This is a genomic window from Absicoccus sp. (assembly GCF_034090965.1).
Lineage (GTDB): Bacteria > Bacillota_I > Bacilli_A > Erysipelotrichales > Erysipelotrichaceae > Absicoccus > Absicoccus intestinalis.
In genome coordinates this window covers 1-11,787 of record NZ_JAXDRQ010000031.1, presented here as the reverse complement: position 1 = coordinate 11,787, position 11,787 = coordinate 1, and the positions used below count along the sequence as shown (strand labels likewise).

General features: G+C 39.5%; 13 protein-coding genes. 10 read left to right on the top strand and 3 right to left on the bottom strand.

What is annotated here, in order from left to right; all coding sequences use genetic code 11:
* Both SOS22_RS04670 and SOS22_RS04665 read right to left on the bottom strand, forming a co-directional pair.
* The coding region (locus tag SOS22_RS04670) for a hypothetical protein (protein WP_277634201.1) at positions 1–180 on the bottom strand (180 nt) is incomplete at its 3' end.
* 231 nt (positions 181–411) lie between these two features.
* Complete coding sequence (locus SOS22_RS04665) at positions 412–960, bottom strand: TetR/AcrR family transcriptional regulator (protein WP_320596487.1); 549 nt, start codon at positions 958–960, stop codon at positions 412–414.
* A 101-nt stretch (positions 961–1,061) separates the two neighbouring features.
* On the opposite strand from SOS22_RS04665, the gene SOS22_RS04660 reads away from it, so the two are divergent.
* The 10 genes from SOS22_RS04660 (at position 1,062) to SOS22_RS04615 (ending at position 10,819) form a co-directional block, all read left to right on the top strand.
* Positions 1,062–2,084, top strand: a complete 1,023-nt coding sequence (locus SOS22_RS04660) for an alpha/beta hydrolase (RefSeq protein ID WP_277634203.1) — start codon at positions 1,062–1,064, stop codon at positions 2,082–2,084.
* A 222-nt stretch (positions 2,085–2,306) separates the two neighbouring features.
* Positions 2,307–3,128 (top strand): alpha/beta hydrolase, encoded by an 822-nt coding sequence (locus SOS22_RS04655; protein ID WP_277634204.1) that lies wholly within the window; start codon positions 2,307–2,309, stop codon positions 3,126–3,128.
* Between the two features lie 28 nt (positions 3,129–3,156).
* The gene (locus SOS22_RS04650; RefSeq protein WP_320596486.1) at positions 3,157–4,032 is read left to right on the top strand and encodes a nitroreductase family protein; all 876 of its coding nucleotides are present in this window, start codon (positions 3,157–3,159) and stop codon (positions 4,030–4,032) included.
* Between the two features lie 2 nt (positions 4,033–4,034).
* Positions 4,035–4,484 (top strand): Rrf2 family transcriptional regulator, encoded by a 450-nt coding sequence (locus tag SOS22_RS04645; RefSeq protein WP_320596485.1) that lies wholly within the window; start codon positions 4,035–4,037, stop codon positions 4,482–4,484.
* The gene (locus tag SOS22_RS04640; protein WP_320325393.1) at positions 4,481–5,491 is read left to right on the top strand and encodes an NADP-dependent oxidoreductase; all 1,011 of its coding nucleotides are present in this window, start codon (positions 4,481–4,483) and stop codon (positions 5,489–5,491) included. Before SOS22_RS04645 ends, SOS22_RS04640 begins: the two co-directional genes overlap by 4 nt.
* 27 nt (positions 5,492–5,518) lie before the next feature.
* Positions 5,519–5,884: an ACT domain-containing protein gene (locus SOS22_RS04635; RefSeq protein WP_320596484.1), complete on the top strand. Its 366-nt coding sequence runs from the start codon at positions 5,519–5,521 to the stop codon at positions 5,882–5,884.
* Between the two features lie 28 nt (positions 5,885–5,912).
* The gene (locus SOS22_RS04630) at positions 5,913–6,479 is read left to right on the top strand and encodes a TetR/AcrR family transcriptional regulator (protein ID WP_320596483.1); all 567 of its coding nucleotides are present in this window, start codon (positions 5,913–5,915) and stop codon (positions 6,477–6,479) included.
* Positions 6,480–6,594: 115 nt separating this feature from the next.
* Positions 6,595–7,986: a rubredoxin gene (locus SOS22_RS04625; RefSeq protein WP_320596482.1), complete on the top strand. Its 1,392-nt coding sequence runs from the start codon at positions 6,595–6,597 to the stop codon at positions 7,984–7,986.
* A 159-nt stretch (positions 7,987–8,145) separates the two neighbouring features.
* Complete coding sequence (locus tag SOS22_RS04620; protein WP_320596481.1) at positions 8,146–10,185, top strand: FAD-dependent oxidoreductase; 2,040 nt, start codon at positions 8,146–8,148, stop codon at positions 10,183–10,185.
* 118 nt (positions 10,186–10,303) lie between these two features.
* A complete protein-coding gene (locus SOS22_RS04615) occupies positions 10,304–10,819 on the top strand; it encodes a pyridoxamine 5'-phosphate oxidase family protein (protein WP_320596480.1) in 516 nt (171 codons plus the stop codon).
* Between the two features lie 75 nt (positions 10,820–10,894).
* Here the strand turns inward: SOS22_RS04615 and SOS22_RS04610 are convergent.
* A partial coding sequence (locus SOS22_RS04610; protein ID WP_320596479.1) for a hypothetical protein occupies positions 10,895–11,787 on the bottom strand: 893 nt, incomplete at its 5' end.

Sequence of the window (11,787 nt, the reverse complement as noted above, 5' to 3'; positions counted from 1 at the left end):
GGTATTATTTTGACAAGTAACGGTTACCGTAGCTTGCGTGTTATCATCGCTCCATGTCCATCCACTGACTTTCCAGTTATGACCGGTTGCTTGTGAAGTAACGACTTCACGAGAATCCGTATAGGTTTTTCCATCAAAGAGGTGCTTGCGATATAAATAGTTTTGCCTGGCTCTGTACAAGTTAAGGTTACATAGGCGCTTGTATTGGAACGCCAGGTCCAAATACTTTGATCTCGAGTGTGTTAAGAAGTTATCACAAAAATACTGCTTGTAGACAGTTATTGCTTGCGTCTTTCTAAAGTATTTTAAAAAAAGACTTGTAAGAAAACGTTGAGGCAATGTTAAACATTCATAATGTATACGGTATAGAAAATCGATGAAATAGTCGGGAAAAGGTGATATGGGGTTATTTCAGGTTTTTTTAATATAGAGTTCACCCAAATGAGAAAGAATATCTGTGAAATAATGTTGAAGCAACTGATTGAGTTCTTTGGGTGATTCTTTCATATCGCGTTCGATCCATTCTTCGATCCAACCGCAGATGCCATCGGCAAAGAATACTTTTTGATAGGCTTCTTCATTCGTAAGTTCTGTGGCAAGCCCTATTTTTTGGCGAAGAGACGTTCGCAAAACCATATCCCGGTTGGTTTTATATAAGATTTTATAAAAGGATTGATGATTTTTTATATGAGTAAATAGACTTTCAAATACATTCCATGGTCGTGAATTTGGATTGGATTCAAATTCTTTTTCCCATTGTTTCATTAAAGACGTTGCATGTCGCTCTAAAATTTCTTCTTTGTTTTGGTAATGACGATAGAAGGAAGCCCGTCCAACACCTGCTTCATGACAAAGATCACGAATGGATATTTCATCCATTTCTTGGTTTTGAAGGAGCCTGATTAGCGTTTCCACCAATTCTTTTTCCACATAGGATTCTTTTTTATAGGATGTTTTCATGAGTCATATTCTCCCTGTTTGTCTCATTTTTGTTAGACACTTGTCTCACTTTTATCCCTATGATAGACTAAGTCAAAAGAAAGAGCAAGGGAGGAAGAACCATGAGAAGAAAGCGAATCTTGAAAAGAATCGGAACCATTTTATTGGTTGGATGTATCGGCATAGGTGTATTGGGATGTGCAGTTGCGATACATCCACAATTGGTGGTTGGTTTGATTCAGAAAATGATGTATAAAGATCATCCCGTCAATACCTTTTCACCTTTGCATAAGCCTTCTTGTGGGATAACAGAAGCAGGACTCTATAAAATTACGGATCTTGAATATGGTAAAAAATATCCGAATAGTTATTTAGATATCATTTATCCTTCTCAAAATCGAATGGAAAACCATCCGACGCTGTTTTATTTTCATGGTGGTGGTTTTTTCGGTGGCAGTAAAGATATGGGAGATCCTATGGCTGCAAATGAGGCTACTGCCTTGTTGGATGATTTGGTCAAGGCAGGCTTTACGATTGTGAATGTAGACTATGCATTGGTACCTGATTATCATTTTCCGGTTCCACTGATTCAAGCCAATCAAGCATTTGCTTGGGCGAGCCAGCATGCAGATGCCTATCATCTAGATATGCAAAATGTCATTATCATGGGCTCTTCAGCTGGTGCCATCATGGCCTCCCAATTGGGAAGTGCCCTCACAAATCGGAATTATGCAAAAGCAATCGGTATCAAGCCATCTTTACATGCAAAGCAGGTGAAAGCCATTGTGATAGATGATGCGCCATTGGATTATGATACGTTTTCCTTTGCATGTCGATTGTTAATTGGAAATTATGTGAAAGGCACGATTTTCTTGTCCCAAGAGGATAAATCTCTTTACAATCCTATTTCTCATGTAACGAGTGAGTATCCTCCCACTTTTTTACTTGGCAGTGAATATCGTATGGATATGAATAAGATGCATGATGCTCTCGATAAAGCGGGAGTAGTCAATGAATTAGTGGATCCACTGAAAGAGAAGGGAAAGAAAATGCCGCATTGCTTTGTCTCTGAAGAAAGAACAAATTCGACTGCCGCTGACGCGTTTAGAAGACTTGTCCATTTTTTAAATAAACAAAGCTCATAAGAAGGAAGGGAAGAGGTATGCATATGCATTTAAGGATTTGCCACAAAAATGGCAAAGAATGATTCTTATTCTTCTTGGAATCACAGTGGCTTTAGTGTTTGGAAGTTTTTTGTATATATCTCAAACACGGATTGATTCATGTTATATGGGATAAGTATATGAAATTTCAAGAGTTATTAAAAGAAATGAAAAGTAGTAATAGTTGTTTTATCGATTAAAAGCTTGCTTCTGATTCTTTTTAATGTAGGGTTTACGATCTTTCTTCCTTCTTATAGACAGAACTGTGAAGCCCATAGAATGATCATGCAAAAAACAGATAAAGAGAGAATAGGTGAGAGATTGATCATTCCTCGTAAGAATGAGGATCCGGTTTCGGTAAATATATATGTACCTCAAGGAAATGAGGAAGAAATTCCAATTGTTTTTCATATACATGGAGGTGGTTTTGTGGCTGGTGATGCGGATGCATTGGATACACTAAGTCATCGACTTTGTAACCAATGGCATGCCATGATCGTAAGTGTCAATTATACAACAGCTGATGTGAAACCCATCTCATATGGGGTCAAAGAAATTGCGGATGTCGTCAAATATTTTGATGCACATGCAGAAACATATCATGTGGATCCAAAAAAGATGGATATGATTGGATATAGTGCGGGTGCCTATTATGCTGCTGAAACGACAAAAATGTTGATTCAAGAAAATGAACATCTCAATGGTTTGATTTTATGTTATCCATGGACGACTGGTCTTCCAAAACAAAATTTTGAAAGGGGATGGCTAAAAACTATGTTTGTATTGGCTGGAAGAGATCCCATTTCACAAAGGGCAAAGAGTTATATGAATGTAATGAAAAATGAGGTAGATGTGGATGTCCAAACCTATCCAGATGCACAACATAGTTTTATTGAATCCAATAATCCTGAAGGTAAAAAGGATTCGTCTAAAGAGGCTTCGTATGTTAGGAATAAAAAACAGAAATTATTTGCTCGACAGGCAGAAGAAGCAATCGGTCAATGGATTAAAAAGAATGGAATCTAGCTGAAAATCAAAATTAGCTAGATTTTTCTTGTCACTGGAATCATCGTGTGATAATGTATCAGTATCAAATACAAATACAATAGGAGAATCTTATGAATACAGACGTGATAAAAAAAGAAAAAGTGTAAGAACGTATAAAGAAGAGGCTATTGCCGAAGATATTATGGATCAAGTAAGGTCTTATCTAAATCAAGATAAAGGACTCTTTGATGTTCCCGTTGATTTTATTCTTTTAGATGCGGAAAAAAATCATGTGAGCAGTCCCGTTATTCTTGGGGCTCATACTTATGTTGCAGGTAAGTATAAGAAACAAAACAATGCAGAATTATCTTTTGGATATGCTTTTGAAAAGTTTATTCTTTATGCCACTTCATTAGGCCTTGGAACTGTATGGTTGGCGGCTACGATTGATCGTAAATCTTTCGAACAGGCGATTGATTTGAAAGCAGATGAAGTAATGCCAGTTGTTACACCACTTGGATATGCGGCAGAAAAACGATCGGTCAGAGAAAAGTTGATGCGCAAAGGCATGAAGTCCGATAGTCGATTGCCATTTGAGTCTTTGTTTTATAAAGATACTTTTGACACACCTTTACGCGATGAGGATGAAAATATTTGGCATTTTCCTTTGGAAATGGTACGATGGGCCCCTTCGGCTACGAATAAACAACCTTGGCGCGTTGTTGTAGAAAAAGATCAAGTCCATTTTTATGAAAAGAAAACAAAGGGGTATGAAAAAGACTCGTATGGCGATATTCAAAAAGTAGATGTAGGAATTGCACTTTGTCATTTTGAGATTGCAGCAAAGGAAAAAGGCTTAAAAGGGTCATTTGTTCAATCAGATCCAGGTATCAAAACGGCAGAGGATACAGAATATATGGCAACCTATGTCTTGGAGGTATAGATATGGATACGAAATTTTCATCCGCAATACATACCTTGATCTTGATTGCGGAATCAGAAACACCAATGAACTCCGATCAAATTGCACATAGTGTCGGAACCAATGCGAGTTATATTCGCAAATTGACGACTCGACTCCGTAAGGCCGGTATGATTGAAGGGCGACGAGGCATTAGTGGATTTCATTTGAAGAAACAACCCAATGAAATCACATTGTTTGATGTATATACAGCCGTGACGGAAACGAGTCAGTTGCATTTGTTTGACATCCATCAGAATCCAAATGACGCGTGTATTGTTGGACATAATATTCGTCCGGTTCTTGGCAATATGTTTCGCCAAACCGAAGAAGATGTCGAAGAAAAATTGAGGAAAATATCCCTTACCGATTGTATTGAAAATATGCGAATGTATATCAACGAAAATCAGGAGAAAGAAGAGGAGATGAAATGAAAGCAGCCATATTGACGCATTATAATAAAAAAGGGACAGATCTGGAAATTCGTGATATTACCATTCCTGTACCTGATGAGAAGGAAGTCCTTGTCAAAGTCATGGCTGCCGCTGTGAATCCTTTGGATAATATGATCATTCGTAAAGAAGTGAAACTCATTGTTCCTTACTCATTGCCACTGATCATGGGCAATGAATTGGCCGGTGTCGTGGTAAAAGTTGGAAAGAATGCTTCGCATTTTAAAGAAGGGGATCGCGTGTATGGACGTCTTCCGCTTCATAAGATTGGGGCTTTTGCCGAATATGCTGCTGTGCCAGAATCAGCTCTTGCGACCATACCCGATTATTTCACGTTTGAACAAGCCACAACGGTTCCTTTAACCGCTCTTACAGCCATGCAAGCCTTTGAATTGATGCATGTACAAGCCGGCGAATCCGTATTTATTTCTGGTGGGACAGGAAGCCTTGGCGCTATGGCTATACCGATTGCCCATGCCCTGGGTTTGCATGTTTATACCAGTGGTAATAAAGAAAACGAAGAACGAGTGCGAAAATTGGGGGTTGAGAAGTTTATTGACTATAAAAAAGAAAACTATGTAGATGTCTTAGATTCGGTGGATTACGTGCTGGATACATTAGGAGATCGAGAACTGCCCAATGAATTTAAGATACTGAAACGAGGGGGCCATCTGGTCTCATTGCGTGGTTTACCCAATGGTCGATTTGCCCAACGAAATCATATGTCCTGGTTGAAACGTGTACTTTTTCAAGTTGCCGGAAGAAAATATGATAAAATGGCAGCAGCCAAAGACCAAACGTATGATTTTCTCTTTGTGCATGAAAACGGCAAACAACTGGAAATGATCAACCATTTGTTTGATAAAGATCATCCCTTGGATACCTCGATCGATGAGATCTTCTCTTTAGATCAGATCAATCAAGCGTTGGATAAGGTGAAACGGGGCCGATCAAAGGGAAAAACGATTATTCGTATGGCCACAGAATAAAAAATTTATAGAGGAAGATGGATAAAGATGCATTTAAAAAAAATACCTTATGATTTGACAGTATGTAAAGTGAATGATATTCATGTCATTGATTTAACGAAAAATTTTTATTTCATTGGCAAAACCGATGAAGAAATTTCGTTTGTATGCAATACGAAAGATACACCCTTACAAACGATTGCTCGAGAAGATGGATGGAAAGGCTTTCGCCTGGAAGGCATTTTGGAATTTTCATTGATCGGGATCTTATCGAAAATTTCAAATATACTTGCTGACAATCAGATCAGTATTTTTGCACTATCCACTTACAATACCGATTATGTTCTTGTGAAAGCTACGGATTTTGATCTTGCCATGCAGTGTCTAGAAGAAGCTGGCTATACGATCGAATAACAAGATGGATGATTGAGGAAGAGGATATATGACAACAAGAGATCGGCAAAGGGAAGAAACAAAGAAAAGAATCTATGATTGTGCTTTTCAATTGTTTGAAAAAAAGGGATTTGACAATGTGAAAGTACAGGATATCGCAAAAGCCGCTGGGATTTCCATTGGTGGATTGTATCATCATTATCGGTCCAAAGCGGATATCATTGATTTTGGCTATTTTGCCTTTGATGAACAATTGGAAGAACAATATCAAACGCAAAAATTCAAAAGTCCTCGCGAAGGAATCGAAGCGTTGATTCGATTCCAGATGCAAACGTGTGTCGATACAGGTGTAGAAATCATCAGCATTACCTTTCGGAATCAAATCAATGCCGAAAATCATTATCGATATTCAGAAGATCGATATCTAACCAAACAACTGATTGCGAATCTAAAGAAAGCGGGCTTGGATGAAGCAAAACAAAAACAAGTGGCCGAAGCCCTTTTACGTACAGCTAGAGGATATGTGTATGATTGGTGTTGTCGAAAGAGTTCTTTTGATTTGGTAGGTGCCACCTTAGAACAAGTAGATATCATTCTTGCGTATTATCAAATTTAGATGTGGAGTGTATTCTTCCATTCTGTTGTTTTCGCAACTAAGTTGTATGGAAACATGTGTTACGATTTATATAGAAGGAAAGTTATAGGAAACAGCTTTCTGATTGGAGGCAAAGATGAAAAAACAGGTAAAGAATAATGTGTATTGGATTGGTTATATGGATTGGGATCTGCAAACTTTCCATGGAGATGATTATACGATCCACTCTGGCAGTTCACAGAATGCATATCTGATCCAAGAAGAAAAAACAGTGTTAATGGATACGGTTTGGGCACCGCATCAGTTTGAATTTATTGAAAATCTGAAGACAGAAGTTGATTTGGATGCGATTGATTATATTGTGGTGAATCATGGTGAAAATGATCATTCTGGAAGCCTTCCAGCTTTGATGAAATTGATTCCCGATACACCCATCTATTGTACGGCTAACGCTGTAAAATCATTGGAAGGACAATATGGAAAACAAGGTTGGAATTTCCATGTGGTCCATACGGGAGATAGTCTAGAAATTGGAAATGGAAAAAAATTAGTATTCGTTGAAATGACTTTCTTGCATTGGCCAGATTCCATGGCAACGTATCTAACTGGCGACAACATTTTATTCTCGATGGATGCGTTTGGACAACATTATGCCGTTGAAGAAATGTTTGCGGATAAAGCCGACCAAGAAATTCTTTGGCGAGAAGCCATGCGCTATTATGCCAATATTGTGGCACCATTTTCACCAATGGTCACAAAAAAGGTAAAAGAATTGGCAGCGATGCATTTGCCTGTTGATATGATCGCACCGAGTCATGGAGCGATTTGGCGAGAGGATCCCATGCGAATTGTGGAAGCCTATGCGAAGTGGGCAGATACTTATCAGGAAAATCAAGTGACGGTTGTTTATGGGACAGAATGGCATGGTACAGAAAAAATAGCGCATGCGATTGCGGAAGAAATCCATCGTGTCTCCCCAGATACGATCGTCAAGGTATTTAATGTTGATCATACAGAAAAAGATGATATTCTTTATGAAGTATTTAAATCCAAAGCCATCGCGGTTGGTTCACCAACCATTTTAAATGGTATCTTGGCAAGTATGGCAAGTTTTCTTTATTATTTGAAATCCTTAAAATTAAAGGGAAAGAAAGCCGCTGTATTTGGCTGTTATGGATGGAGCGGTGAAGGCTGCAAAGTCCTACGGGAAATGTTGACAGAAGCTGGTTTTAAAGTGGTATCGGATGAAGTGAAATCTTCTTGGAATCCAGAAGAAGGCGACTATGCCAAGGTGCCTGCTTTGGTAGGATCTTTGCTTGATCTTTCGGAAGTAGATACGCAAAACACCGAAAAGAATTCTGCTTCTTTTTCCAAATGGCAATGTCCATGCGGCTATGTCTATGATCCAGAAAAAGGCGATCCAGACCATGGTGTCCGCCCTGGAACGGTATGGGAAGATGTTCCAGCCGATTGGGTATGTCCTGTTTGTGGTCTGCCAAAGAGTGCCTTTAAGAAGATCGAGGAATGATTTCGATCATCGGTCTTTTTACGCAGAGAAATCTGCGTTTTTTTGTGTTTTATTACCATCTCGTATGTAAAAATTCAATAATTGACAGCGGTTACATAAATGAGTACTATAATAGTAAAGCATTAACCGAATGAATTCTGCGAAATAGGAGGAAAATTTATGTCAAAGTATGAACATCTCTTTTCTCCGGTGAAAATCGGAAAGGTAGAAGTTCCCAATCGTATTGCCCTTTTGCCCATGGGTGTCTTTTCCCCACGTTTGATGAACAAAGATGGTAGCTACACAAAAGATGGTGCAGACTATTACATTGAACGCGCCAAAGGAGGCACTGGTTTGATCATTACCGGGCTTGTACCCTTGCCAAAGAATGCGATGGCATCCATTCTGAATGATCCCGAAAGCTATGTGAAAAGGCAAAAATATCTTGCGGACGGGATCCATAAATATGGTTCCAAAGTATTTATCATGATTTCGGCGCTATCTGGACGATCCAGCACAAATCCAGATGATCCCGCTCCGAGCGCGCTTCCGAATGTTTGGAATCCAAAACGAAACAATCGGGAAATGACAAAGGCGGAAATCGAAGAATACATCAAAGGTTTTGCGATTGGTGCCAAAGCAGCTAAGGATGCTGGCATTGATGGAGTTGAAATCCATGCCGTACATGAAGGATATTTATTGGATCAATTTACGATTCGCAATTACAACCATCGTCAAGATGAATATGGTGGTAGTTTAGAAAATCGTTTGCGCTTCCCATGTGAAATCGTCAAAGCCATCAAAAAGGAATGTGGCGAAGACTTCCCCGTATCGATTCGCTATTCGGTAAAGAGTTATACAAAAGGATTTAATCGAGGGGCTGTTCCGGGTGAAACATTTGAGGAATTTGGTCGTGATTATGAAGAAAGCTTCCAGGTTGCCAAAATGTTGGAAGAAGCTGGATATGACATGCTGGATTGTGATAATGGAACATACGATGCATGGTATTGGCCACATCCACCTGTATATATGCCAAAAGCATTGAATCTGGACGATGTTGCGGAATTACGCAAGCATGTAAATATTCCGGTCATTTGTGGTGGTCGTTTTGATGATCCAGCCCTAGCGGACCAAGCCATTGCGCAAGGACGCATCGATATGATGGGAATGGGAAGACCATTATTGGCGGATGCCGATCGTGCCAATAAGTTCAAAGAAGGTCGAGAAGATGATATTCGCCCATGTATTTCGTGTCATTTTGGATGTTTAGCACGGATTTTCCAATATGATGCAAAGACCCATGCAACAAAAGATATCAGTTGTGCTTTGAACCCTCGATGTGGAATGGAAAATCATTATAATATCACGCCAGCCGAAACCAAGAAAAAAGTTGCTGTGGTTGGTGGCGGTATTGCGGGTATGGAAGCCGCTCGCGTGGCGGCTTTACGTGGCCATTTGGTGGATCTGTATGAAAAGAGCGATCAATTGGGTGGTGTGTTCATTGCCGCTTCTGCATTTGAATTTAAAGAGGACGATCGCCAATTGCTCCAATGGTATCGTAAACAAATCAAAGATACAGGCGTTCATGTTTTGTTCCATACCGAATTTAAACCCGAAGATCGTGCTAACTATGATGAGGTCTTTGTAGCTACCGGTGCCCATGAAAGAAAATTAGATACACCAGGTTTTGATTCACCACACGTTCGATATGCGATCGATGCATTGACTCATCAAAATATCAAGAATCAAAATGTTGTGATCATCGGTGGTGGATTGACTGGATGTGAACTGGCTTATGATCTGGCCCGTCGCAATAAAAAAGTCACGATCGTGGAAGCTCTGCCAGAAATTCTAAATGTCGAAGGTCTGTCTGCTGCCAATTATAATTGCTTGAAAGAATTGTTGCGATTCTATCATGTGGATGTCTTGAAATATTCGACCGTAAAGAAATATGAAAACGGTAAGGCTTTTGTAAAGACAACCTCACTCAATGTACCAAATATCAATGATCGGGCCATGGTGATGAGCTTGCAAGGGGTTCACAAAACCATACAAGAAATTCCAGCCGATACGATCATTGTTTCGGTTGGTTATAGAGCGGATCAAGATCTCTACGAACAAATCAAAGATGAGCATGTCCACTTGCTTGGTGATGCGGTGCATCCAGGCAATTTGATGAGCGCTATTTGGGGTGCTTATACAACCGCATTGCATATCTAATGATCCAGGGTCTACTTTATAGGAGTAGACTCTTTTTTTGGTAAAAGCTTACACAGGGGAAATCTTATAAAAAATATATTGTTGTCGTATTATTAATCAAGAGAAGAGAGGAAACTTTATGACAAATCAAGAATATGAACAAGCCATTTCATTTTGGACACGTAAAGAGGAAGCAGAAAAACAAATGAATCCAGAAGTTCTTTATTCATGGATTCATACGTATCTTTCATCGCATAAAATTCTAGCATTAGCTACCGGTGCAAAGGATTTTATTCGTTGTACTCCATTGGAATACACATGGCATGATGATGCACTATGGATCTTTACCGAGGGAGGTTTAAAATTTCGTGGATTACGTGAAAATAGACATGTAGCTGCTGCCGTTTTTGATACGAATCTTTCCTTTGGCGAATTGAAATCCATTCAGATTGAAGGACAAATCCAAATACCAGAGCGATTTAGTGATGCTTATAAAAAAGAAGCTGCATTTCGTCATATCCCAATTCATACTTTACAAAGTCTGTCTGAGCCTATGTGGTTGCTGCAGCTGATTCCTACAGAAATCACTTGCTTGAATTCTCATTTTAAAAAAGAAGGATTTCAAAGTCGACAAATTTGGAAACCCCAAAAATGAAATGATGAAAAAAACCGATGACTTGAACATACGTTCGGAACCATCGGTTCTATTGATCAAAACAAGTAGAAATAGCTATTTTTCACGTTTTCTTACAGTTAGGAATAGTCCTGCAGAAACAGCGGCTGCACTGGCATATACACCAGTCAACGCATGGATGCCGGTATCCACGCTATCGGTTTTCACTTTTGTTTGTTTTGCCGAAACTGTTTTCTTCGCTAATGCGATGGTTTGATCGTCGGTATAAGTCTTACCATCTAAGGTTGCTGTAGCCATGATCACTTTTTCACCCGTTGTAGAAGCAGTTGGTTCTTTTGTGACTTTGGAAGTAACCACTGCATCGACGACTTTTGTATGACTCTTATCTCTTGCACAAACAAAGGTAGCGGTTGCTTTGATCTTATCTGCATTCCAGGTGAATGTTGGTTTTTGCCAATCATGTCCTAATGCTTTAATGGTACCTGTTGTTTCATCTTGCACGGTTGTATCTTCAGGATCGGCTGCATCCAGAATAGCGGTTGCTTTCAAGTTGGCTTCTCCAGCTTCGGTACAAGTTGGTTCTTTGGTAACGGTCTGGGTAATGGTGGCATCGAAAGGCACTTCTTTATCACACAATAGACAAGTTGCGATATATTGCGCTTTGCTATCGTCATCGTTCCATTTCCATGTTCCAGTTCCGGCTTCAAAAGCATGTCCATCTGGAATGACTGGTGTTGTTACATTCTTGAAAGTAACATAGGATTTTCCCGTTTCTGGATCTTTTGCCGTTGCCGTGTACATGGTTTTTCCTTCATCCACACAAGTTGGTTCGTCGACAACATCCGAACGGATTTCGGCATTCAAGGTACGAACTTCACTGGTATTATTTTGACAAGTAACGGTTACCGTAGCTTGCGTGTTATCATCGCTCCATGTCCATCCACTGACTTTCCAGTTATGACCGGTTGCTTGTGAAGTAACGACTTCAC